The 22701-nt window shown below is 73.8% G+C and carries 19 protein-coding genes; 11 read left to right on the plus strand and 8 right to left on the minus strand.

The window, feature by feature from the left end:
* The first annotated feature begins 266 nt into the window (after nt 1-266).
* From AAT21_RS20885 to AAT21_RS20900, 4 genes are read left to right on the plus strand one after another with little or no spacing between them, the layout of a single operon-like run.
* On the plus strand, nt 267-3509 hold the full coding sequence (locus tag AAT21_RS20885) for a non-ribosomal peptide synthetase (protein ID WP_046778284.1): 3243 nt from the start codon (nt 267-269) through the stop codon (nt 3507-3509).
* Nucleotides 3509-5431 (plus strand): non-ribosomal peptide synthetase, encoded by a 1923-nt coding sequence (locus AAT21_RS20890; protein ID WP_046778285.1) that lies wholly within the window; start codon nt 3509-3511, stop codon nt 5429-5431. The genes AAT21_RS20885 and AAT21_RS20890 overlap by 1 nt, the downstream gene beginning before the upstream one ends.
* A 1-nt stretch (nt 5432) precedes the next feature.
* The gene (locus AAT21_RS20895) at nt 5433-7361 is read left to right on the plus strand and encodes a non-ribosomal peptide synthetase (protein WP_235438977.1); all 1929 of its coding nucleotides are present in this window, start codon (nt 5433-5435) and stop codon (nt 7359-7361) included.
* The gene (locus AAT21_RS20900; protein WP_046778286.1) at nt 7351-10359 is read left to right on the plus strand and encodes a condensation domain-containing protein; all 3009 of its coding nucleotides are present in this window, start codon (nt 7351-7353) and stop codon (nt 10357-10359) included. Before AAT21_RS20895 ends, AAT21_RS20900 begins: the two co-directional genes overlap by 11 nt.
* 57 nt (nt 10360-10416) lie before the next feature.
* On the opposite strand, the gene AAT21_RS20905 is transcribed toward AAT21_RS20900, so the two are convergent.
* Nucleotides 10417-10659 carry a DUF6332 family protein gene (locus AAT21_RS20905; protein WP_046778287.1) on the minus strand — a complete coding sequence of 81 codons (243 nt, stop codon included), beginning with the start codon at nt 10657-10659 and terminating at the stop codon, nt 10417-10419.
* Between the two features lie 189 nt (nt 10660-10848).
* Between AAT21_RS20905 and AAT21_RS20910 the strand changes: the two genes are divergently transcribed.
* Entirely contained in the window at nt 10849-12168 is a 1320-nt protein-coding gene (locus tag AAT21_RS20910) for an NAD(P)/FAD-dependent oxidoreductase (protein WP_046778288.1), read from the plus strand.
* On the opposite strand, the gene AAT21_RS20915 is transcribed toward AAT21_RS20910, so the two are convergent.
* Nucleotides 12152-13633 (minus strand): serine/threonine-protein kinase, encoded by a 1482-nt coding sequence (locus tag AAT21_RS20915; RefSeq protein ID WP_079025833.1) that lies wholly within the window; start codon nt 13631-13633, stop codon nt 12152-12154. The genes AAT21_RS20910 and AAT21_RS20915 overlap by 17 nt on opposite strands.
* 584 nt (nt 13634-14217) lie before the next feature.
* Here AAT21_RS20915 and AAT21_RS20920 point away from each other — a divergent pair.
* Nucleotides 14218-15447 carry a 4-hydroxybenzoate 3-monooxygenase gene (locus AAT21_RS20920; protein ID WP_200904427.1) on the plus strand — a complete coding sequence of 410 codons (1230 nt, stop codon included), beginning with the start codon at nt 14218-14220 and terminating at the stop codon, nt 15445-15447.
* A 161-nt stretch (nt 15448-15608) separates the two neighbouring features.
* The gene (locus tag AAT21_RS20925) at nt 15609-17435 is read left to right on the plus strand and encodes a methyltransferase (RefSeq protein ID WP_046778290.1); all 1827 of its coding nucleotides are present in this window, start codon (nt 15609-15611) and stop codon (nt 17433-17435) included.
* A gap of 78 nt (nt 17436-17513) precedes the next feature.
* On the opposite strand, the gene AAT21_RS20930 is transcribed toward AAT21_RS20925, so the two are convergent.
* Nucleotides 17514-17921 carry a RidA family protein gene (locus AAT21_RS20930; RefSeq protein ID WP_046778291.1) on the minus strand — a complete coding sequence of 136 codons (408 nt, stop codon included), beginning with the start codon at nt 17919-17921 and terminating at the stop codon, nt 17514-17516.
* A 96-nt stretch (nt 17922-18017) separates the two neighbouring features.
* On the opposite strand from AAT21_RS20930, the gene AAT21_RS20935 reads away from it, so the two are divergent.
* The 3 genes from AAT21_RS20935 to AAT21_RS36955 all read left to right on the plus strand — a co-directional run bounded on the left by AAT21_RS20935 (nt 18018) and on the right by AAT21_RS36955 (nt 19211).
* A complete protein-coding gene (locus AAT21_RS20935; RefSeq protein ID WP_046778292.1) occupies nt 18018-18428 on the plus strand; it encodes a winged helix-turn-helix transcriptional regulator in 411 nt (136 codons plus the stop codon).
* 141 nt (nt 18429-18569) lie between these two features.
* The gene (locus AAT21_RS20940) at nt 18570-18767 is read left to right on the plus strand and encodes a three-helix bundle dimerization domain-containing protein (RefSeq protein WP_052757905.1); all 198 of its coding nucleotides are present in this window, start codon (nt 18570-18572) and stop codon (nt 18765-18767) included.
* A 6-nt stretch (nt 18768-18773) separates the two neighbouring features.
* Nucleotides 18774-19211 carry a hypothetical protein gene (locus AAT21_RS36955; RefSeq protein ID WP_046778293.1) on the plus strand — a complete coding sequence of 146 codons (438 nt, stop codon included), beginning with the start codon at nt 18774-18776 and terminating at the stop codon, nt 19209-19211.
* A 17-nt stretch (nt 19212-19228) separates the two neighbouring features.
* Here the strand turns inward: AAT21_RS36955 and AAT21_RS20950 are convergent, their stop codons facing one another.
* Nucleotides 19229-19516, minus strand: coding sequence for a hypothetical protein (locus AAT21_RS20950; protein WP_046778294.1), 288 nt, complete (start codon nt 19514-19516; stop codon nt 19229-19231).
* 215 nt (nt 19517-19731) lie between these two features.
* Nucleotides 19732-19941 carry a hypothetical protein gene (locus AAT21_RS20955; protein WP_046778295.1) on the minus strand — a complete coding sequence of 70 codons (210 nt, stop codon included), beginning with the start codon at nt 19939-19941 and terminating at the stop codon, nt 19732-19734.
* 207 nt (nt 19942-20148) lie between these two features.
* Here AAT21_RS20955 and cspE point away from each other — a divergent pair, with 207 nt between their 5' ends.
* Nucleotides 20149-20352 (plus strand): transcription antiterminator/RNA stability regulator CspE, encoded by a 204-nt coding sequence (gene cspE / locus AAT21_RS20960; RefSeq protein ID WP_046778569.1) that lies wholly within the window; start codon nt 20149-20151, stop codon nt 20350-20352.
* A gap of 65 nt (nt 20353-20417) precedes the next feature.
* Here cspE and AAT21_RS20965 read toward each other — a convergent pair whose 3' ends face one another.
* From AAT21_RS20965 to AAT21_RS20975, 3 genes are all read right to left on the minus strand, one after another.
* The gene (locus AAT21_RS20965; RefSeq protein WP_235438980.1) at nt 20418-21320 is read right to left on the minus strand and encodes a CorA family divalent cation transporter; all 903 of its coding nucleotides are present in this window, start codon (nt 21318-21320) and stop codon (nt 20418-20420) included.
* A gap of 46 nt (nt 21321-21366) precedes the next feature.
* Nucleotides 21367-21930: a hypothetical protein gene (locus AAT21_RS20970; RefSeq protein WP_046778296.1), complete on the minus strand. Its 564-nt coding sequence runs from the start codon at nt 21928-21930 to the stop codon at nt 21367-21369.
* A gap of 345 nt (nt 21931-22275) precedes the next feature.
* Complete coding sequence (locus AAT21_RS20975; RefSeq protein WP_046778297.1) at nt 22276-22611, minus strand: hypothetical protein; 336 nt, start codon at nt 22609-22611, stop codon at nt 22276-22278.
* Nucleotides 22612-22701: the final 90 nt, after the last annotated feature.

Consider the following 22701-nt stretch of genomic DNA (forward strand, 5'->3'; position numbering starts at 1 on the left):
CTCGCCGGCGCCCCGGCCGCCCCGGGGCCCGTACCGGCCCGCGGCCCTCGCGCCCGGCACTCACGCGCAGCCGCGCGACACTCACCGGCGCGGCCCGACGCGCCCCGGCGCCCGGCGCATCCCCCGCCGCCGCGCCCCCAGCCTCCCCCCACGGCAATCCCCCCACGCAGAAAACGGCACCGCGCGACCCGCGGCGCCGCCCGCACCTCCGCCGGACACGACCGTGACCGGCCCGGAGACCGACCCGACAACCTCAGGGATCGCCCATGTTCGCCCTCTCCTCCTCGCAGGAGATCGTCTGGCTGCACGAGCAGATGCAGCCCGGCAGTCGCGCCTACAACTTCACCGCATCACTCGACCTGTGGGGCACGCTCGACACCGAGGCACTGCACCGGGGGCTCGCCGCCACCCTGGCACGCCACCCCGGCCTGCGCCTCGAACTCGTCGCCTCCAGCCGATCCGTACCGGCGCAGCAGGTCGCACCGCGGTGCGCCCCGAGGCTGCACACCGTCGACCTCAGCACGGAGGAGGACCCGGAGGCCGCCTTCGCGCGTCTGCTGCGCACCGAGGCCGAGACCCCGCTCGACACCTTCGAGGCACCGCTCATCCGCTGGACGCTCGTACGACTGGCCGAGCGCCACCACCGGCTCGTCCACGTCGAGCACCACCTGATCCACGACGGACACTCCTTCGCGATCCTGCTCGACGACGTCTTCCGCGTCTACCGCGCCCACGTCCTCGGCGAGACCCTGGAGCTCCCGCCCGCCTCGTCCTACGCCGACCACGTCCGGGAGCGGGCCGAAGCCGCGTACGCCCCCGAGTCGCTCGACTTCTGGCGGGCCGAACTCCGCGACCAGCAGCACGACCTGCCGCTCCCGGGCCTGACCCGCCCCGGTGCCCGTCGCCGGCACCACGGCGGCCAGCTGCGCCAGACGATCGGTGCCGATCTCGCCCAACGCCTGCGCGCCCACGCCCGTACGCGCGGCCTCACCCCCTTCGCCACGCTCCTCGGGCTGTTCGCCGAGCTCCTGCGCCGGCACAGCGGCCGCTCCCGCATGGTCATCGGCACCGCCGTCGGCAACCGCCCCCTCGGCTACGAGGACGCCGTGGGCATGTTCGTCAACACCATCCCGCTGCCGCTCGCACTGGACGCCGCTGCCCCCGCCCAGGACACCATGGACGAGGTCACCGACACCCTCATCCGGGCCCTGCCGCACCAGGACGTGCCCGTCCAGGAGCTGACCCGGGCCCTGGGCATGCACACCTCCGGCGCCGACAACCCGCTCTTCTCGGTCATGTTCAGCGCCCACGACGCACCGCTGCCCGAGATCGACGTTCCCGGCCTCGACATCACCCTCTTCGAAGGCTTCAACACCGGCACCACCCGTTTCGACCTCGATGTGGTCCTGCTCCCGGACGACCGGCGCGGCGTCACCACGCGTCACGGCGCGCCCGGCATGACGCTGGTCTGGGACTACGACATGGACCTCTTCGGCGAGGACGTGGCCCGCCTCGTCTCCGGCCGCTTCCTCGACCTGCTGCGCGCCTATCTCGACAGCCCCGTCACGCCGCTGGCCGACCTCGCCCCGACCGCCGTCGAACCGCCCGCCGAGGCCCCGCCCGTCCCGGCCGACCGCGATCCGCTGGATCCGGTGGCCGCGCACCACCCGTCGCTGCCCGCCCTGCTGTGCGGCGCCCGCCGCCTCACCTACGGCGAACTCGACGAGCGCGTCGGCGCGCTCGCGGAGCGGTTGAAGGCCGCGGGCGTGACCGCCGGCCGGCCGGTGGCCACGGTGCTGCCCCGGGGGACCGACTCGGTCGTCGCCCTGCTCGCGTGCCTGCGGACCGGCGCCGTCCACTGCCCGCTGTCCCCGTCCGACCCGCCGGCCCGGCTCGGCCTGCTCCTGGAGCGGCTCGCCCCCGCGCTGGTCCTGACCGGTGACAGCACCCCGGACCTGCCGGAAGGACTGCCGACCGCCCGGATCGACGCCCCGGTGCTGCCGCCCGCGCGCGACGGCGCCGTACTGCCCGCCGCCGCGTACGTCATCCACACCTCCGGCTCCACCGGGACGCCCAAGCCGGTCGCCGTCGGCCCCGCCGCCCTGGTGCACCACATGACGGCGACCGCCGACCGGTTCGGCCTCACCACCTCCGACCGGGTGCTGATGTTCGCGCAGCCGTCCTTCGACGTGGCGCTGGAGGAGGTACTGCCGACCCTGCACGCCGGTGCGTGCCTGGTCCTGCCCGAGTACGAGGTGCCCACGGGCGCGGAACTCGCCGAACTGCTCGCAGCGGCCCGGGTGACCGTCGCCAACCTGCCCACCAGCTACTTCCTCGCCACCCGCGAGGACCTGCGCGCCGCACTGCGCGACGAGAGCTGGGCGCCCAGGCTGCTGGTCCTCGGCGGCGAACGCCTTCCCGCGGAGGCGCTGAGCGGCGTCCTCGCCGACACCGACGCCACCGTGCTCAACGTGTACGGGGTCACGGAGGCGGCCATCAGCTCGACCGTCCACGAGATCTCCCGCGACGCCCTCGTCGCAGGCACCGAGATCCCCCTGGGCACCGAGCTCCCGGGCGAGCGGGTCCACGTACTGGACGCACACCACCGCCCGCTGCCGACCGGGGCGGTCGGTGAACTCGCCGTCGCCGGGCCCGGCCTCGCCGAGGGCTACCCCGGCAACGCGGACGCGACCGCCGCCCGGTTCGTCACCGTCGACGCGCTCGACGGAGAGCGCGTCTACCTCACCGGCGACCTCGGCTACCGCGGCCTCGACGGGCTGCTGTACTTCCTCGGGCGGCGCGACAACCAGATCAAGCTGCGCGGTCACCGCATCGAGCTGGAGGAGATCGAGGCGGCGGCGTCCGCGGCGCTGGGCGGCCGCTCCTGCGCGGTCGTCCTGGACCGGGAGAGCGCGGGCGGGCCCCGGCTCGTCGGCTTCCTCGAAGGCGCCGAGAACGGAGCCGACGGCCCGGCCTTCGACGAGAAGGCTCTCCACGCCGAGCTGAGCCGCCGTCTGCCCGGCCCCCTCGTGCCCGCCCGGTGGGCACCCCTGGACAGCATGCCGACCCTCGCAGGCGGCAAGCCCGACCGTGTGGCGCTGTCCCGCCGGGCGGCGGAGCTGGACCCCGAGGACACCGCCACGCCCGGGCACGAGGCCGGGCACGAATCCGAGGCCGTGCCCCGCACAGCCGCAGCCGCAGCCGCAGGCACCGGCACCGAGCACGAGCCGACCACCGCCGCCGCGCCCGTCGATCCGATGACGGCCTTGCTCACCGAAGGCTGGCGCAAGGTCCTCGGCCACAGCCGGTTCGACGCCCGTTCCCACTTCTTCCACAGCGGGGGCCACTCCCTGCTGGCCGCCGAGCTGGCCGCCTGGCTGGAGCCCCGGCTGGGCACGCGCCCGCCGCTGAAGGTGCTCTTCCGCAACCCGGTGCTCGCCGACCAGGCCACCGCCCTCGCCGCCACCGCCCCCGCTCTCGCCGCCGCCTCGTCCTCAACGGAGTCGTGATGATCCAGTCCCCGACCGCAGTGGTCCTTCCCGCCGTGTCCCTCGACAGCGCCGCCGCGCCGAGCATCGCGTACGGCCCCTCCGCCGAACCGACCCGTGTGCTCGCCCGCTTCGAGGACTGGGCCCGGCGCGCCCCGCAGGCCCCGGCGGTGATCGACGCCACCCGGACCTGGACGTACCAGGACCTCGACGCGGCGGCCGCGCGCGTCGCGGCCGCCCTCGGCGACCGCGTCCGGCCCGGCGACCTCGTCGGCGTCTGTCTCGACCGTTCCGCCGCCCTGGTGGTGACCGCCGTCGCCCTCGCCCGGATCGGCGCCGTCTACCTGCCGCTCGGCCCCCGCCCCGGCGAACGCCGTACCCAGGCCGTCACCGAGGACCTCGACGTGGCCTGCCTCATCGGCGACCCCGGCGTCCTGCCCGAGGCACACCGCGGCGGGGAGCACACCCCGCTGCCGCTGCCCACCGACGGCGTCAACGCCCCCGCCACCGCGGTCGCGGCCTTCAGCGACGCCGTCCGCGGCGCGCGGCGCGCGCCCGAGGGCTCCCTGTACGCCGTCCTCACCTCCGGCTCCACCGGCCGCCCCAAGGCGGTGGCCGTGGCCGAGCCCTCGCTGTCCGTCGCCCTGGACTGGTACCGGGCCGAGACCGGCCTCGCCCCCGGCGACCGCCAGTCGCTGCTCATCGGCGTCGCGTTCGACCCGCACCTGCTGGAACTGTGGGCCGCCCTGACCTCGGGAGCCGCCCTCGTCCCCGCGCCGGACGACACCCGCTGGGACAGCCGCGTCCTCACCGACTGGTGGCGTGACACCGCCCTCACGCACGCCGTGGCGGCCACCCCCACCGTCGAGCCGCTCCTGGACCGGCCGTGGCCGCAGGGCCTGAAGCTGCGTCACCTCGTCGTCGGCGGCGACCGCATGCGCCGCCGGCCCGGCGCCGACGTCACCGCCACCGTCCACAACGCCTACGGCCCCGCCGAAGCCACCGTCCTCACCACCGCACACACCATGCGCGGCACCGACCCGGAGGCCGGCGACCAGGCCCCGCCCCCCATAGGCACCGCGCTGCCGGGCGTCACCCTCGTCGTCACGGACGAGGAGGGCCGCCCCGTCGCCCGCGGCCAGGAAGGCGAACTGCGCGTCGGCGGTCACTGCCTGGCCCTCGGCTACCTCGACCCGGAACTCACCGCCCGCCGCTTCACCGCGCCCCCGCGGGAAGCGGAGCTGCCCGCGGTCGACCGCCTGTACCGCACCGGTGACCGGGTACGGATGAACGCCGACGACAGCCTCGACTTCCTCGGCCGCCTCGACGACCAGGTGAAGATCAGCGGAGTACGGATCGAACCGGTCGAGGTGGAAGCCGCCTTCGAGCAGGACCCCCGCGTGCGCACCGCCGTGGTCACCGTGCTGCGCGACAGCTCCGGCCACGGCCGCCTGGTCGCCCACGTACGGGCCGCCGACGGCGCCGACCCGGCGCCCGGGGAACTCCTCGACGCGGTCCGCGCCTGGCTCCCCGAGCAGGCCGTCCCCACCGCAGTACGGATCGTCGACGGCTTCCCGCTCGACGCCAACGGCAAGGTGGACCGGCCGGCCCTGGCGGCCCTGGCCCGGTCCGAGGCCCCGGAGACGCACCGGACCGCCGCCGCGGGCGCCCCGGCCGACGCCGACACCGATGCCCGCGCCACGCCCACCGAGCGGCTCGTGCTGACGACCGTGCGCGACCTCCTCGGCCGGCCCGCCACCGCACTGGCCGACAACTTCACCGACGCCGGCGGCACTTCCATCATCGCCGCACGCCTGCTGGCCGCCGTCGAAGCGGAGACCGGCGTACGCCTGCGCGCCCCCGAGCTGCTGCGCAGCCCCGACCTGCGCACCTTCGCCGCCCTCGTCGAACAACGCCGGACCCCGCGCCCGGAAGGAGCCTGACATGACCGCGCCCCACCTGACCGTGCCCGCCACGACCGCACCCGCCACGACCGCGCCGGACCTGGCCGTGCCCGACGCGATGACGACCGCGACCGGCACGACCCCCGGCAGCCCGCTGCCCGCCGCCCCGGCCCCCGGCAGGGCGACCACCCTGCCCGCCCTCGTCGCCCGGCAGGCCGAGCTCACCCCCGACGCCCTCGCCGTCGTCGACGGCGACACGACCCTCACCTACGGCCGGCTCATCCAGGCCGGCCACGCCCTCGCCGCCCGCCTGCGCGAACACGAGGTGGTCCGCGGAGACCGGGTGGCACTGCTGACGGCACGCTCGTACCGGACCGTCGTGGCTCAGCTCGGGCTGTGGCTGGCCGGAGCCGTGTGCGTGCCCCTCGATCCGGCCCAGCCCAGGCCGCGCACCGAGGCGATGATTGCCGATGCGGAGGTGACGCTCACCCTCGGCGATGCGAAGCTGCTGGACGCCGCCACCCTCCCCGGCCCCGTACTCACCCTGCCCGAGGAGCCGCTCACGAGCGGCCGTCCGGTCGACGAGTCCGACCCGGACAGCCCGGCGTTCATCATGTTCACCTCCGGCTCGACGGGCCGCCCCAAGGGCGTCCTCGTGCCGCACGGCGCCATCGCCGAGCTGGTCACCGCGCCCGACTACGTCACCCTCAACGGCCGCGACCGGGTCCTGTTCCACTCGCCCATGACCTTCGACGCCTCGACGTTCGAGGTCTGGGTCGCACTCGCGGGCGGTGCCGCGGTCGTCGTCTGCACCGAACAGCGGCCTTCCCTGGAGGACCTCGCCCGGCACGTCGAACGGCACGGCGTGACGGTGGCGTTCTTCACCACCGCCCTCTTCCACCAGCTCGCCGCGCGCCGCTCCCGGGTCTTCGCCCAGCTCCGCTCGGTCGTCGTGGGCGGCGAGGCGATGGCCGCCGCCCAGGCCCGCGAGGTGCTCACCGCCTTCCCCTGGCTGGAGCTCGTCAACGGCTACGGACCGACCGAGACGACCACCTTCGCGACCGCCCACCGGGTCACGGTGCGGGACTGCGAAGGGCCGGTACCGATCGGCAGGCCCATCGCCGGGGCCACGGCGTACGTTCTCGACGCCGCCGGGCGCCCGGTCGCCGAGGGCGAGCGCGGCGAGCTGTGGATCGGCGGCAGCAGGCTCGCCCACGGGTACACGGGCCTGCCCGGACTCACCGCCGAACGGTTCGTCGAGCATCCCGCAGCCGACGGCGGGCGGCTCTACCGCACGGGTGACATCGTCTCCCTCCGCCCCGACGGCATCCTGCAGTTCCACGGACGCAACGACGACCAGGTGAAGGTGCGGGGCTTCCGCATCGAACCCGCCGAGGTCGAACACGCTCTCCGGGAGCAGCCGGACGTGGACGACGCCGCCGTGACCGTCGACGGCGCGGGCACCCCCGAGGCACGCCTCGTCGCGTTCGTCGTGGCCGCGCCCGGCCCGGTGCCCACCGGAGCGGCGCTGCGCGAGCGGCTGACCGCAGCCCTGCCCGCCCACCTGGTGCCCGACACGGTCACCGTGCTGGAACGGCTGCCCCTCACCCCGGCCGGCAAGGTCGACCGGCGTGCCCTCACCGGACAGGTACGCACCGCCGAGAGCGGCCCCTCCGGCGAGCCGGCCGCGATGACCCCGCTGGAACAGGCCGTGGCCGACGTGTGGAGCCAGGCACTGGGCACCGAGGTGACCCGCGCCGACTCCGAGTTCCTCCTCCTCGGCGGCCATTCGCTGCTCGCCCTCGTCGTCACCGAGGACCTGCGCGAGGAACTCGGCGTGGAGATCGCCCTCGCCGACTTCTTCGCCGCCCCGACCGTCGCCGCCCAGGCCGCGCTGGTCGAACGCGCCCTCCTGGACGCACACCGAGACCTCCACCCCGAGACACCGGAGCACAGCGATGCCCACTGACGCCGACTCCGCGGCCCACGACGACCGCCGGCAACTCCAGCGGGAACTGCTGCGCCGGGCCCGCGCCGGAACGGCCCGGCGCCCGACGGCCGGACCCGCCACCACCCCGGCGCCCGCCACCGCCCCGGAGGCCGCCACCGCCGGTGAGGCCGGCGGCGTCCCCGAGGCAAGAAGCGGGCCGGAGGCCGGAAGGGTCCCGCTGTCCCGCGCCCAGCGCCGCATGTGGCTGATGGAACGGCTCGGCGGCGCGGGCGACTCCTACCACGTACCGTTCGCCACCCGGCTGCGCGGCCCGTTCGACGTGGCCGCTCTCGCCACCGCCCTCACGTCCCTGGTGGCCCGGCACTCCATTCTCCGCACCCGCTACGCGGAGCACGAGGGCGAACCCTACCAGGAGGTGCTCCCCACACCGCGGACGGTCCCCGTGCACGTCGTCGACACCGACCCGGCGCAGGCGCCCGCACTGCTGCGGCGCGAGAGCGCCCGGCCGTTCGACCTCGCGGCCGCGGACGCCGTACGTGCCCTCGTCCTGCGGCACGGACCGCAGGACCACACCCTGCTGCTGACGTTCCATCACATCGCCATGGACGGCGCGTCGCTGGAGACCGTGGCAGCCGAACTGGCCGTGCTCTACGCGTCCGCCACCGGCGCGGCGACCCCGTCGGCCCTCGCCGAGGCCCCGCAGTACGCCGACCACGCGCGCCGCGAGCACGACGGCCTGCCGGGCTTCGGGACGGAACTGAAGCACTGGAGCGACCTGCTGGCCGACGCCGCCCCGCCGCGCCTGCCCCGGCGGGCGGGGGACGCGCCGCAGACAGCCGTGCGTCCCGCGGGCGTGCACACCGTGCCGCTGGCGCCGGCCGTCCCCGACGCCCTGCGGGCGCTCGGCGCGCAGCGGCACGCCACGCTCTTCGCCGTGACCCTCACCGCGGCCTTCGCCGCACTGCACCGTCTCACCGGCGACGAGGACCTCGTCATCGGCGTGGCCGGCACCCACCGCAGCGGAACCGCCATGCGCGGTCTGGTCGGCCTGTGCGTCAACACCCTGCCGGTACGCGTGGACGTCTGCGGCGCCCCGACCTTCGCGGAGCTGCTGCGACGCGTGAACGAGGCACTCCTGGAGGCCCAGCGCCACCGGCACGTCCCCTTCGACCTGGTCCTCGAACGCCTCGGCGCCGGGGCGCGCGGAGCCGACGGCACCGCGCTGGTCCGCGTCACCTCCGACGTCCTCGGCGAGCCGACCGTGCTCCGGCTCCCCGGCACGTCGGCCGAGTACGTCGACGTCCCCTCCGACGGCGCGAAGTTCACCCTGTCGTACGGCCTGGCACTCGGCGACGCCGAGCAGCCCCGGGCACTCGTCCAGTACGACGCGAACACCCTGGACGGCACCGTCGCCGAGGCGGCCGTACGGGACTACGCGGCGCTGCTCCACGCGGTGGCGGCCGACCCCGAACTGGCCCTGAACGAGCTGCCTGTCCCCGGCCCGGAGCACGCCGCCGCCACCCGGGACGGCTCCGCTCCGGACGACGGTGGCCACCCAGCCGCGCAGGCCCTGCGCGCCCATCCGGACGTCGCCGACGCCGAGGTGGTCCGGCCCGGGCAGGGGCCGGCCGTCGCCTACGCCGTCCTGCGCGACAGCGTCGGCCCGTCCGGCCACGAACTGCTGGGCCTGCTGCGCCGGTCACTCCCGCCCGAGCACGTACCCGCCGCCGTCACGCTGCTCGACGCACTGCCGCGTACGGCCGCCGGGCCGCTCGATCCCGCACGGCTGCCCGGGTCGTGCGGGCCCTCCGCGCCGTCCGGCCCGAGCGCTCCCGCCGATCCCCGGGCCACAGCGGTCACGGAGGCTTTCACCGCCGTGCTCGGTCTCGCCCCGACGCCGGACGACGACTTCTTCGCCCTCGGCGGCCACTCCCTCAAAGCCGTCCAGCTCGCCGAACGGCTGCGTACGGACCTCGGACTGCCGCTCACCGGACTCGACGTGCTCCAGGCCCGCACACCGCGGGCACTGACCGCCCTCCTCGGCGAACGGGCGGTACGGCAGAGTGCCGCGAAGGCCGCGAGCAGGCCGGCCCCCCGCTCCCGGGACGTCCGCCCGGGCACGGTACTGGTCACCGGGGCGACGGGCGGCGTCGGCGCCTTCGTCGTACGTGAACTCGCCGCACAGGGGCGTCCCGTACTGGCACTGGCCCGGCCCGAGTCCGCGCATCTGATCGCCGTCGAGGGCGTCGACGTCATCGAGGGCGACCTCGGCGACCCGGACGGGCTCCGGGACGCCGTCGCGCAGGCGGACGCGGTCGTCCACGCCGCCTGCACCTTCACCCGGCACGACGTGGACCTGGCGGCGACGCGGGCCATGGTCGACGCTTGGCGGCGCGGACCGTTCGTCTTCGTCAGCAGCGTCGACGCCTACGGCCACCCCGGTACGGAGCGGGTCGCCGAGGAGTCGGCGCCCCACGAGCCGGTCAGCCCCTACGGGAAGGCCAAGCTCGACTGCGAGGCCATGGTGCTGGGCGCTGCGGGCACCGGGGGACGCGGCGGCGCGAGCGCCGTGCGGTCACCGATCGTCTGGGGTGCGCACGACCGGCTGCGCGAGCAGCTGCGCTGGGGCGCCATCGGCACGCTCTACCAGGCCGCCCGCGAGGGCCGGCCGATCGAACTGCCGCGTCCCGGAACCGGCGGACACGCCTGGTACGGAGCCGCCTGGGTGCACGCGGCCGCCCTGGCCCGCGCGGTGGCCGAGTGCCTGGACCGGCCCGTTCACGGAGTCGCCAACGCGTGCAGCGGTCACGTGTCCTGGCGCGACCTCGCCCAGGACCTCACGGAACTCCTGGGCACCGAAGCGGAGTTCCGCGAGACGGGAACGGTTCCCCGGGACCTGGACCACCGCTGGCACTACGACAGCAGTCGGCTGGCCCGCCCCCTGCGGCCCCGCCCCGGCGAGGACCGGCGGACCGTACTGGCGGAGATGATCGCCGCCATGGCCGCCACGAGCTGACCTGCTGCCCGCCGACGGGCCGCCCACCGTACGACATGGGAAAGGTTCGGGCACCCCCTAGCGGGGGTGCCCGAACCGCCACAGGACGTGGATCACACGCAGCACCGCGAGGAGACCGGCGACCGCGGCCCCCGCCGTCCGCAGGACCTCCTCGACCACGGCGGGGAGGGACCAGACCAGAGTCGGCCCGGCGATCGCACCGAACATGACGGCGCCGAGGAAACATGCGCTGACCAGCGCATAGCCGATCTCGACCGTGATCGCGTCCCGTTCGGCCCGGCTCTGTCGTGTTGTCGTCATGGTGGTAAGGATCGCACCCGGCCGGGCCGTGGACCAGGGGGTTCTGCGGGTGCCGGCCGGCGCTTCGGCGCGGGTCCGGACGGGCGGCGGTCGGGCCGTCGAGGTGGTGTCGCATCCGTATCGGGGGGATCCGCGGAACACAGTGGACGGGCGGCACGTGCCGCACGGACAGGTGAGAGAGGTGGTCGTATGTCCGCATCCTCGGGCGGGACGGGTGTGACGGACGGGACCGACGTGCTGGTCGTCGGGGCGGGTGTCGCCGGGCTGGCGTGTGCCCGTGATCTGGCCGCGGCCGGTGTGAGCGTACGGGTGGTGGAGGCGGGCGACGCGGTCGGCGGCCGGATGCGTTCGGACCGGATCGGGGGCTTCGTCGTGGACCGCGGGTTCCAGGTGTTCAACACCGCCTACCCCCAGGTCCGGCGCAGGTTCGACCTGAAGGAACTTCGGCTGAGGCCCTTCACGCCGGGCTTCCTCGTCCACACTCCCACCGGCAGACTCGGCTTCAGCGATCCCACCCGCCGACCGCGTGCGCTGCCCGAACTGCTGTCGGGCCGCCTCGCCGGCCCGCGTGACGTGGCCGCCCTCGGCCTGATGTCCGCCCGCGACATGCTGCTGCCCCCCGGCCGGCTCAAACGGCGCCCGGACACCACCGCCCGCACCGCCTTCGCCGACGCGGGGATCTCCGACGAGTTCGTCGAGAAGTTCTTCCGGCCCTTCGTGTCAGGGGTCTTCCTGGAGGACGAACTGGAGACTTCCGCCCGGGTGTTCCACCTGGTCTGGCGGAGCATGCTGCGCGGAACCATCTGCCTGCCGACCGAGGGCATCGGGGCGGTTCCGCGGGCCCTCGCGGCCGGTCTGCCCGAGGGTGCCGTACGGCTGGAGACTCCGGTGACCGGGCTCACGGACGACGGCGTGCTGACGGCAGCGGGAGTGGAGATCCCCGCGCGCGCCGTCGTGGTCGCCACCGGTCCGCAGCCCGTGTCGATGCTGCTGCCCGAGGTCGCCGTGCCCGCCTACCGGATCGTGACGACGTACTACCACGTCGCTCCGCGATCGCCCCTCGGCGAGCCGACCCTGCTCGTGGACACCCGCCGCCGCTTCCTCAACACCTGTGTCCTCAGCGACGTCGTGCCGGAGTACGCCCCGCCCGGCCACACCCTCGTCGCCACCTCGGTCCTCGGGCGGGACGGGCAGGGGCGTGAGCGCGAGCTCCGGGCCGCGCTCGGCGAGGCGTACGGGACCGGCACGGACGGCTGGGACCTCCTCACCGTGCGCACCATCGAGGACGCGCTGCCCGCCATGGCGCCGCCGCAGCCGCTGACCCGCACATCGCGGGTGTCGCCGGGCCGGTACGTGTGCGGCGATCACCGTGCCACCGCTTCCGTCCAGGGCGCGCTGGCCTCCGGCGCCCGGGCGGCCCGTGAGGTCCTGCGCGATCTGCGCGAGCTGCGGGTCCCGGGGGGAGCCGGGGGAGCGGGAGCGGGAGCAGGCGTCAGCCGGTACAGGTGATCGAGAAGGGGACGGGGTGGGAGAGGGCGCGGGTCGGACTCTGGAGTTCCACGGCCATCCCGGTGCTCAGGGTGCCCGTCTTCGCGTAGGCCGTCAGCCGGACGGTGTCGCGGGCGGTGGGGTTGGCCTTGTCCCCGATCGACAGAGTGCGCCACCGGGGGTCCACCACCGAGCCGTCGCCGGACACCCACCGGTAGGAGATCCGCGTCGGCCGGGTGGCGGTGAACGTCGCCGTGAATGCCGGGGCCCGGCCCTCGGGGATCGGGCAGCCGCCGGTGTAGGCCGTGTTCGTCCCCGCCACCGACACCCGTACGCCCGAACCACCTGTACCGCCCGAGCCGCCCGCGTTGTCGTCCCCGTTGCCGGCGAAGGCGTAGGCGAGCCCGCCGGCGATCAACAGGCAGGCGGCCGCGCCGGCCGCGACGAACGCCGCCGCCCGCTGCCTTCGCGGTGGGGCGGAGGCCGCACGGCGCCCTGGAGGCCGCCCGGCCGAGGCTTCCGCCGTGGCCGTGGCCGTGGCCGCGGCCGGGCCGGTCTCCTCGGGGGCCGACAGGGTGCGGGAGCCCATGGTGGTAACGCCCGCGCCGCCCGCGATGTCGCCCAGGGCTGCTGCGACTTCGGCGGCGGGGGTCCGCTCGGCCGGCTCCTTGCGGAGCAGCCCGGCGATGACCGGGGTGAGCGGGCCGGCCCGGGTCGGCGTCGGCGGCTCCTGTTCCACCACGGCCCGCAGGGTGCTCAGCGCGGTGTCGTGCCGGAACGGGGAGATCCCCTCCACGGCCGCGTACAGCATCACACCGAGGGACCACAGGTCGGACTCGGGCCCCGAGGAGCGGCCCAGCGCCCGTTCCGGCGGCAGGTACTCGGGCGAGCCGACCACCTCACCGGTCATGGTCAGGGCGGTGCTGCCCTCCACCATCGCGATCCCGAAGTCACTCAGCACCACCCGTCCGTCGTCGGAGAGCAGCACGTTCGCCGGTTTCACGTCCCGGTGTTCCACCCCGGCGGCGTGCGCGGCACGCAGCGCGCCCAGCACCTCCGCGCCGATGCGCGCGGCCTGCCGCGGGGGGAGGGGGCCCGCGGCCCGCAGCAGGTCGGCCAGCGACCGACCGCGGATCAGTTCCATCACGATCCAGGGCCGGTCGTTCGCCACGACCACGTCGTGGACCGTGATCACGCCACGGTCGTGTATCCGGGCCGCCGCCCACGCCTCCCGCTCCAGCCTGCCGTACATCCGCGTGACGTCGTCGGAGCCCAGACCGGCCGGGGCCCGTACCTCCTTGACGGCGACCTCCCGGTGCAGGGTTTCGTCATGAGCCCGCCACACGGTGCCCATGCCGCCCTCGCCGAGCCGCGACAGCAGCCGGTAGCGGCCCGCGATCAGCCCGTCCGAGCCGGCCGTACCCGCCGCCGTCCCCGCGGGTGCCGCGGCGGTCTCAGCCAGGGTCTCGGATTCATCGTTGTGCATGGGGGCGGTCTCCCTCGTATCACCGGCCGACGCGAACATCACGTACGGCGCCCGGAGCGGGTTCAGGGGGACTCAAAGATCCTCGAAAATGCTTCTGGGAGACCGAACCTGGCACCTTCGTGCGAATCCAGGTGGTGGTGCGGCCATGGTGGCCGGACCGGCCCGGACCAGCGCTGGCTCAACCCCATCCCACGCAGCCGCGCCGCGTCCAGCGGGCGCGATGAACCGCCGGAGTCAGAGCCGACGCGCCGGCGGCCCGGAGCTGCGACACCTCTACCGCGTCCTCGGCCGGCACGAAGTCCCGGCCCCGCACGCGGCGTCCCGCGCCGCGGTACCCGGCGGCTCGTGGGCCGTGCCGCGATCCGCCTGTCCCCGTAGGCCGAACGGGCGGGCACGAGGTGGGGCGTGCGGGGAGAGCGCGCGTGCCCCCGTACGCCCGGAGCGCACCACCGCAGGGGTGTCGGCGCCAGATCCCGGCCCCGTCGTCAACGGCCAGCGAGAGCGGCGCAGATTGTCACTCTATTCCCGCCTTCGGATGGCTCGGGTAGGTCCGTGGATCTTCGCGTGCTTATGCTTCACCCGCTATGACGGAAAGTCACGACTCTCACACGTTACGTGAATCGGCCGATGTGGTCGTCCTCGGCGCAGGCCCCGCCGGACTCGTCCTCGGAGTCCTGTTGCACACCGCCGGAATCGACTGCGTCGTCCTGGAACGCGCCTCCCGCACCCACGTGCAGACCCGGGCCCGCGCCGGATTCCTCGCCCCGAACACCGTGCGGATCCTGGAGCGTCACGGCCTCGCCGACGGCCTGCACAGCAGGGGCCGACGCCACGGCACCTGCGAATTCCGCACGGAGGACGGCCGGTTCCGCATCGACTACGGGGCCCTCGGCGACGGCGGGCACCACCACGTCTACCCGCAGCAGAACCTGGTCACGGACCTCCTGACCCACTACCTCGCCATCGGCGGACGCATCCGCTTCCACACCGAGGCGGTCGTCGTGCGGGACGCGGACGGCGCCCAGCCGTACGTCACGACGCGCGAGCCCGACGGCCGGCCCGCCCGGTGGACCGCTCGCTACGTCGCCGGCTGTGACGGCCGGCACGGGGCGGCCCGCCGCTCACTGCCACCGGGCGCCGTCCGCCACCACCAGCACGACCACGGCGTGACCTGGCTCGGCCTGCTCGCAGAAGCCCCGCCGAGCCTCGACGCCGTCGGCTACGCCATCCACGCCCGCGGCTTCGCCGGACACATGGCCCGCAGCCAGGACGTCACCCGCTACTACCTGCAGTGGCACCGCGGCACACCCGCCGACTCCTGGTCCGAGCAACGGATCTGGGACGAACTCGACGCCCGCATGCGCGCCGAGGACCACGGCCCGCTGCGCCGGGGCGCACTCCTGGAACGCGCGGCCTTCGACCTGACCTGCGACGTCGTCGAACCTCTGCGTCACGGCTCGCTCTTCCTGGCGGGAGACGCGGCGAGCCTGCTCGCCCCTGCCGCCGCCAAGGGCGCCAACCTCGCCGTGCTGGAGGCCGAGATCCTGGCGGAAGCCCTGACCGGCGCCCTGGCCCGGGGGGACAGCGCGGGACTCGACGCGTACTCGGACCGGTGCCTGGCGCACATCTGGCGTGCCCAGGAGTTCACCGGGTGGATGACCCGCCTGCTGCACGCGACATCCGACACATCCGACCGTGACGACCACGGTGCCGGATCGTTCTTCCTCGCCGCGCTGCAGCGTTCACGGCTCAACTCACTGCGCACCTCCCGCATCCACCGGGACTGGTTCGCCGAGAACTACGTCGGCGTGTGACCGACCCACCCGCAGTACCCCTACTCCTCTTCTCGCCTCTCCCTCCGCCCTGCCATGCCTGCGCCCCGCCGAGCAATGCCACGCCTGCCCTGCCCTGCCCAGCCCGGCCCAGCCCTGCCCAGCCCTGCCCAGCCCCGTACCGGCTTGAGGACACCCTTACGATGACGACGACCTTCCCCGACAAAACGTTGCTTCCGGACGACACCGCCAGCCTGCGTGCGGCGGCCCGGTTCGTCCGAGAGCACGACAGCGCCGCCCTGCTCCCTCTCCTCCTGCCCGGCCTCGGTGGCCCGGACCTGCAGGCGCTGGCCGGGCACTGCCGGTTCGCACACGCGGGGCTGCTGCTCTTCCCGCCGGACGCGGACAGCCTGCGGGCCCAACTCGCCTTCTGCGGACTGGCCGTCGACACCCCCTCGCATCCCAGCGTGGTGGTCCGGGAACGCCTCGCCCGGCGCCACGGGCGCGACCCCGCCGAGCTCGATGTCCGGATCCTGCGCCCGCAGGTGCACGGCCGTCACGGGGAGCGGCGCGCGGTCGAGGTGTTCGCCCTGACCGCGCCACCGCACTCGGGCCTGGAACCGATCGCCGCCCACGAACGCACCCACCAGCACGAGGCACACCTCGCCTTCGAGGTCGAGGACCCGGAGCCGCTGGCCCTGCGTGGCCTGTGCGCGATCCTCGTCCGGCACGGTGCGAGGCCCGACGGCGGCGGCTACAACCCCCACGAGGACGGCACAGTCCTCTACTTCGCCCTTCCCGCCGAGGCGGCCTGTGACTACGGGCGGCTGGAGCTGTACGCCCGCGGCGACCACCGGGACACCCTCGCCGCCCATCTCGACCACCCGGGCTACCCCGGTCACGCCGAGGACCCGTACGACCGCACCCGCCGCGACGGACGGCAGCCGGCCGAAACGCTCCTCCACCTCCTCACCGGCGCCTGGACGACACAGGCACTCGCCGCCTCCGCCCGGCTGGGCCTGCCCGACGTCATGGACACCCGTACCGCGTACCGGACCGAGGACCTCGCCCGGCTGACCGGTACCGACCGCCGGAGCCTGGCCACGCTCCTGCGCTACCTCGCCATGCTCGGCGCAGTGACCCAGGAGCTGGAGCCGGAGCCCGCCCAGGAGCCGGACCAGGAGTCGCATCGCAAGCAGGAACGATTCCGCCTGACGGAGCTCGGTGCTCTGCTGCGCGCGGACGTACCCGGTTCGATGCGGTCGCTGGCCCTGATGTACGGCGGCCCCTTCTACCGCTCCTTCGGCGGCCTCGACCATGCCGTGCGCACCGGACAGCCGGCCTTCGACCACCTCTTCGGCGAGAGCCACTTCGACCACTTCGCCCGCGACCCCGAACTCGGCCCGCTCTTCGACCAGTCCATGGCCGCGAGTTCACGGATGTTCCATCCGCTCCCCGGCCATCCGGTCATCACCGCCGCCGCCCGGGCGCACGCCCCGGCGACCGTCGTCGACGTCGCCGGGGGGAACGGAGAACTCCTCGGCAGGATCCTCACCGCACACCCGCACCTGCGCGGCGTCCTCCTTGAACGCCCGCACGCCGTCGCGGCCGCCCGTCGCCGGCTCGACGCAGCGGGCTGCGGCGCGCGCTGCGACTACCGGGCCGGCGACTTCGCCGACGTACCGCCCGGCGGCGACGTATACGTCCTCTCGCGCGTGCTGCACGACTGGGACGACGACCGCTGCCGTGAGATCCTCCGCCACTGCGCCCGTGCGATGCCCGCCCACGCGGACCTGCTCGTCGTGGAACGCCTCCTGCCCGCCGACGCCTCCCCCTCGCTGGCCACCGCCTGGGACCTGCACATGCTGTGCAACGTCGGGGGCCGCGAACGCCGCGCCGACCACTACGCGCGCCTGCTCGCCGACGCCGGCCTCGAACTCGTCGGCCGCAGCCCCCTGCCGCTGGACGCGCATGTGCTGCACGCCCGCAAGGCGGCCGCCGTACCGGATCCGGTCACCCGGCGGAGCTGAGGCGGTACGGCCCTCCGGCGGAACACCCCTCGGGTGAACCCGCCGGAGGCCGGCCGGTCGCGCCGTCCGGGCGTTCCGTCAGTCGATGACCGCGATGGCTTCGATCTCCACCAGGTGTTCGGGTACGTCCAGGGCCGCCACACCCAGCAGCGTGGCCGGCGGGGCCGCGGTGACCCCCAGCTTCGCGGCCGCCCGGTCGATCCCTTCCAGGAGCCGGGGCATCTGGTCGGGGGTCCAGTCGACGACGTGGACGTTGAGCTTCGCCACGTCGTCGAAGGTTGCGCCGGCTCCGGCCAGGGCGGTGCCGACGTTCAGGTAGCACTGTTCGACCTGCGCGGCGAGGTCGCCCTCGCCGACCGTGACCCCCTCGGCGTCCCAGGAGACCTGTCCGGCGATGAAGACGAGCTTCGATCCGGTCGCCACCGACACCTGCCGGTAGACGTCGATCTCGGGCAGTCCGGTGGGATTGATCAGGGTGACGGCCATGGCTGTGACTCCTTGGGTCTCTTGTGGTTACTCAGAAACCGTAGGAGAGTGAGCGCTGACGTGGAAGAACGCACTTTTAAGTGACTGGGGAACCCAATGGTTACCAAGCAGTTCACCGGCTCGCCGGACGACGCGGATCTGCGCCGCGCGGACTCCCTGGCGCGGGAGATCTTCTCGGACGTCGCCAACAAGTGGGCGCTCCTGATCATCGAGGCACTGGGGGGACGGGTCCTGCGCTTCAGCGAGCTGCGTGACGAAGTCGAGGGCATCAGCCACAAGATGCTCACGCAGAACCTGCGCATGCTGGAGCACAACGGTCTGATCGAGCGGACGGTGTACCCGGTGGTGCCGCCACGGGTGGAGTACGCCCTCACCGAGCCGGGCCAGGCCCTGCGGGTGACGATCGACGCGCTGTGCGACTGGACCCACCGCCACCTCGGCCAGATCGAGGCCGCCCGCCGCCGCACGGATGCGGCGGCTGCGGACTCGCCGGACACGGAGCGGTGAGCTGTTCCGGAAGGGCCTGCCGGAGAGCTTCGGCAGAGGGCTCCGGTGGAGGGCTCCGGTGGGGGGAAGATCGACTTCCCGGTTGAGGGACTCGCCGCGAAAATGGGGAGAGGGTGAGCGACCGGGAGGCTGAGGCGCGTGATGGCGGATTCAGAGGACGCGCTGACCATACGCGCTGTCGCCGAGCGGCTGATGAAGTCGCACCCGCGGGTGGACGCCGGCCTGGTGCAGAGCTCGGTGCAGACCGCGTACGAGGAGCTCAGGTACGCCCGCGTGCGCGCCTACCTGCCCGTACTGATGGAACGCAGGGCGCAGGACCTCCTGCCCGCGGACGAGTGACAGAGAATGGGTGCCGTGACCACACCGCATGCGACGTCGAAGCCGTGGTGCCGGGGCGACGGCAGGTCCTGCCTCTCGCTCTGCTCCAAGGACTCGATCCTGTCCATCGGGTCCGTCGGATCGGTCCTGTCGATCGGATCGGTCGGCTCGGTGCTGTCCGTCGGATCGGCCGGCTCCGCCCTCTCCGCCGCGTCCATCGGCTCCAGTCTCTCGCTGCTCTCCGCAGGGTCCTGGCTCAGCACCGGCTCGCTGTTGTCCGCACGGTCCTGCTGGTCGGTACTGTCCTGGCGCTCACGCGACGGCTTCATGGCGGCGGGATTCGTCGCCGTGGCCACCGTCGCCGCTACCGCTACCGCTGCCGCTACCGCCATCGCCGCAGTCGCCCTGCGCGCCACGCACCGGCGGACCCGCGGGGACGGCGGCGCCGGCAGGACGGCCGGCTGAGGCAGTGGCGGCCCCGCTCACTTCGCCCTGAGCAGCTGGTCGACCCGCGGCACGGAGAGCCCGGTCAGTTCCGCAACCTCCTTGAGGGTGCGGCCCTGCCTCAACTCGCCCATGGCGGCGCTGCGTATGAGCTTGGCCTCCTTGGCGCCGGTGAGCATGTCATCGGTGACCAGCCGGGCGCCGCGTTCACGGGTGAGCGGGGAGTCGATCTCCGCGAGGCGCGCACGGACCGCCTGCATGTACTGGTCCGTCAGGGTACGCAGGTCGGCGTACACCTGTTCGTCGTTCGTGCTGGTATCGGTCATGCGGGTCAGCGTACTTCGGAGCGGGGCGGCTTCTGGTTCCTCTGTCACGCAGCGCGCATCAAGGACCGATTCCCCTTGTTGTGGCGCAAATTGACGGTACGTCGGCAAACGGTGGCGGCTCGCCGGGGAGTCGTGTGCGGCGGCCTTTGCGCCGTATCCGCGGTCGCCGCCGTATCCGGCGGGCGACCGCGGTCGCATCGAGGCGGTGGCCCCCGTCACGTGATCTTCTGGCTGGTTCCGTCGGGCAGGGTGCAGGTGTCTCCGCCGTAGGGGATCGACTTGATCTGCCCACCGGCGTCCGTGCATTCCTGCCGGGTGATGGTGGGGGACGCGGCCGCCTGGGCGCCGGCGGTACCGACGGCTGCTCCCGCGCCGGCCAGGGTCGCTGCGGCCAGGACGAGGCCCAGCGTTCTGCGGATGCGCATGGCTTCCTCCTCTCGGGCGCCTCGCTCGGCCCGGTGGGAGGACAGCCCTCAGGCCGAAGGTGCCCTGCTTCCCAGCATGGGCGCTGCCCGCAGGGACCGCGAGGCGAGCCGGACACCGCCGCGGGACTATTTCGCACCCGGCGGGGCAGTCATCGGTCGCGGGTCCCGGTCGCGGGGCCGGAGAGAGACGGCGTGGAGGGTTCGGCCATGGCTCAGGGGACTGTGAAGTGGTTCAACGGTGAGAAGGGGTTCGGGTTCATCTCGCCGGACGAGGGCGGGGCGGACGTCTTTGTCCACTTCAGCGCGATCGTCGGCAACGGGTACCGGAACCTGGACGAGAACCAGCGGGTGGAGTTCGAGATCCAGCAGGGCCAGCGCGGCCCCCAGGCGGCCAACGTGAAGGCTCTCTGACACACCGCCGCAGGCGAGCGGGCGGCCCGGTCCGGGCCGCCCCCATGACCTGGCCGCCCCGTGACCTACCGGAACAGGCGGTCACCGGACGTGGCCATGCGGTGGGTACCGCTGCTGCGGTTCAGCCAGTCGCGGATGAGGCTGATGGAGTTGGCGCACTGCCAGCTGTCGTCGTACTCGCGCACCCCGGTGAAGGACCCGTAGCCCGCGATGATGCCGTCCACCCGGCCGTCATCCAGCAGCTTGTCGACGTACCACGGGTCGTTGTACGTGGTCGTCCCCTCCTGGAGCGACTCGATGTCCGCGAGCACCAGCCCCGCGGTCCGCTGGTACTCCCGGACGAGCCCTTGACGTTCCTCCGGGAAGTTGCCGCTCAGCATCCGGCGGGTGACGGTCTCCTCCATCATGCGGAGGTACGGAAGGAGGGTGTGGTGCAGGAGGCCGGCGGTGCGCCGCAGACGCGCGAGGCGGTAGGCCTGTTCGGGCTGCCGCTGACGGAACATCTCGTCCTCCAGGTCCTCCACGTCGAGCAGGGCCTGGACGGCCGATCCACGGTAGGTCTCCAGGGCCTCGTCCAGCAGCAGGAACAGCATGGCCACGGCGTCCGGTGGACGTTCGTTCGGGAAGCGGGCGGCAAGGCTCTCGACCAGCCGGCCCGTCCCCCGGTGCAGCATGACGAGGTACCTCTCGGTCACCACGGCATGGACATGGATGACCTGGCCCGCCTCGATCGCGGGTACGACGAACGAGGCGCTGTCCCCGAGGAACTCGGCCCGTGCGGACTCGCCCTCCTGACCCGGCCACGCCAGTTCCGCGGCCTCCAGGCTCAGAAGGTGCGCGAGCGGCTGCCCGGGGGACGGGGCCACCTCGGCCAGCTCCACGTCCACCAGCAGGAACGGGGACGTCGCGAGCTGCTCGCGCGCCTCGGACACGTCGGCACGCGTCATGGCGCCGCCGGGCATGGGCATCAGCGAGACGATCATTGCCACTTGTCGCCGGTGCGCAGCGGCGTGGTCACCGGGGCGGCTCGCACCGCCGAGGCAGCGTCACGGTCCCGGGCCGGTGCTCGAAGGTGTCCATGACCAGCCACTCGTCCAGCTCCGGGTCGTAGAGGTTCTGGACACCGAACTGCAGAACCTGCCAGAAAGTGCCCCGGTTGTTCTCGTCGACGTAGATGTCGCCGAGGGCGAGCGGCACGCGCGGATGGTTTCCGGGAGGCAGCTGCGGGAAGACCACGCCCACCCTCCAGTGGTTCACATGCCGCTGCGGGGTGCGCCGCAGGGTCTCCCGCCCGACGAACCGGGCGTTCTCGAAGCCCTGGTTCAGGTCCTCCAGGGTGAAGCCCGGGACGCGGGAGCAGGGGTGTTCGTCCAGGCCGGGCCATTTGTACGTCAGGGTGTAGAGCGTGCCGCGGTGGATCAGGTTGGTGAACCAGATCGGGTACTGCGGGCCCCCGGCGGTCATCTGGCTGTCGCCGTCCCTGCCCTCCCAGGTGAACGGCACCGTGATGTCCAGGTCGCGGACGATCCACCTGCCCTTGCCGCGGAAGTCGCGGGGGAGGCGGGGCGGGGGAGGCATCGAGGTGGGCTCCTGCTGCGCGGCAATGGTCCTCGTCGCCACCGGGTTCCCGGTCCGGGGCGCGGCGCCGGCCGGAGGTGGCGCCGCCAGGACAAGTGCGATCACTCCGGCGAGAGCGGCCGGCGCGGCCGTCCGGCGTGCGCCTTTCCAACCCATGGTCTCCCTCGGCTGTCGCGTCGGGCGCCGTCGTGGCGCGGGGGACAAACGCGGCGATGCGGGGAGACCGTCCCCGGAATCAAATATTCCGAAACCGCCGGCCACCCCGTCGGGCGACCACCCGATGCCGCCCCGCGGAGCCGTGGCGCTGTGGAGCCGTGGATCCGGCGGTCGCCGTGGACCCCGTGGTCACTCGGGATGCGCCACCGCGTCCTTCTGCAGTTCCACCGCCGCCAGCAGGCTCAGCTTCCGTTCCGCCCGGCGCAGCGCCTTCACCGCGGCGACCGAGCCGACGTCCCCGGTGAAGCCGGCGGCGGCCAGCCGGGCGCGGACCCAGCGGGCGCGCAGCCGGGGCTCGTCGGCGCCGACGGCGGCTTCGGCGACCGCGACGGCGCGTTCCAGGCCCGGGCGCTCTTCGGGGGTGGCCTCGGCGAGCGCCCGGCGCAGGGACGCCAGCACCGTGTCCGAGTCACGGATGGCCAGGACGAAGGTGTGCTTGGTGTCCGTTCCGAGGAATCCAGTCATGCGAGCATCGTGCTGGCCGTTCTCCCTGCACAGCAAGGGACTTGAGGAGGAGGAGAGGTACGACCCCAGGCTGACCGGCGGTCCCGGCGC

Source organism: Streptomyces yangpuensis (genome assembly GCF_001005295.1).
Lineage (GTDB): Bacteria > Actinomycetota > Actinomycetes > Streptomycetales > Streptomycetaceae > Streptomyces > Streptomyces yangpuensis.

What these genes read in the sequence shown, in the direction of transcription:
- AAT21_RS20890 (WP_046778285.1), top strand. Translation starts at nt 3,509, where the DNA reads ATGATCCAGTCCCCGACCGCAGTGGTCCTTCCCGCCGTGTCCCTCGAC.
- AAT21_RS20900 (WP_046778286.1), top strand. Translation starts at nt 7,351, where the DNA reads ATGCCCACTGACGCCGACTCCGCGGCCCACGACGACCGCCGGCAACTC.
- AAT21_RS20950 (WP_046778294.1), bottom strand. Translation starts at nt 19,516, where the DNA reads ATGACCGATACCAGCACGAACGACGAACAGGTGTACGCCGACCTGCGT.
- cspE (WP_046778569.1), top strand. Translation starts at nt 20,149, where the DNA reads ATGGCTCAGGGGACTGTGAAGTGGTTCAACGGTGAGAAGGGGTTCGGG.
- AAT21_RS20975 (WP_046778297.1), bottom strand. Translation starts at nt 22,611, where the DNA reads ATGACTGGATTCCTCGGAACGGACACCAAGCACACCTTCGTCCTGGCC.
- AAT21_RS20955 (WP_046778295.1), bottom strand. Translation starts at nt 19,941, where the DNA reads ATGCGCATCCGCAGAACGCTGGGCCTCGTCCTGGCCGCAGCGACCCTG.
- AAT21_RS20895 (WP_235438977.1), top strand. Translation starts at nt 5,433, where the DNA reads ATGACCGCGCCCCACCTGACCGTGCCCGCCACGACCGCACCCGCCACG.
- AAT21_RS20935 (WP_046778292.1), top strand. Translation starts at nt 18,018, where the DNA reads ATGGTTACCAAGCAGTTCACCGGCTCGCCGGACGACGCGGATCTGCGC.
- AAT21_RS20970 (WP_046778296.1), bottom strand. Translation starts at nt 21,930, where the DNA reads ATGCCTCCCCCGCCCCGCCTCCCCCGCGACTTCCGCGGCAAGGGCAGG.
- AAT21_RS20940 (WP_052757905.1), top strand. Translation starts at nt 18,570, where the DNA reads ATGGCGGATTCAGAGGACGCGCTGACCATACGCGCTGTCGCCGAGCGG.
- AAT21_RS20925 (WP_046778290.1), top strand. Translation starts at nt 15,609, where the DNA reads ATGACGACGACCTTCCCCGACAAAACGTTGCTTCCGGACGACACCGCC.
- AAT21_RS20930 (WP_046778291.1), bottom strand. Translation starts at nt 17,921, where the DNA reads ATGGCCGTCACCCTGATCAATCCCACCGGACTGCCCGAGATCGACGTC.
- AAT21_RS20885 (WP_046778284.1), top strand. Translation starts at nt 267, where the DNA reads ATGTTCGCCCTCTCCTCCTCGCAGGAGATCGTCTGGCTGCACGAGCAG.
- AAT21_RS20920 (WP_200904427.1), top strand. Translation starts at nt 14,218, where the DNA reads ATGACGGAAAGTCACGACTCTCACACGTTACGTGAATCGGCCGATGTG.
- AAT21_RS20910 (WP_046778288.1), top strand. Translation starts at nt 10,849, where the DNA reads ATGTCCGCATCCTCGGGCGGGACGGGTGTGACGGACGGGACCGACGTG.
- AAT21_RS20905 (WP_046778287.1), bottom strand. Translation starts at nt 10,659, where the DNA reads ATGACGACAACACGACAGAGCCGGGCCGAACGGGACGCGATCACGGTC.
- AAT21_RS36955 (WP_046778293.1), top strand. Translation starts at nt 18,774, where the DNA reads ATGGGTGCCGTGACCACACCGCATGCGACGTCGAAGCCGTGGTGCCGG.
- AAT21_RS20915 (WP_079025833.1), bottom strand. Translation starts at nt 13,633, where the DNA reads ATGCACAACGATGAATCCGAGACCCTGGCTGAGACCGCCGCGGCACCC.
- AAT21_RS20965 (WP_235438980.1), bottom strand. Translation starts at nt 21,320, where the DNA reads ATGCCCATGCCCGGCGGCGCCATGACGCGTGCCGACGTGTCCGAGGCG.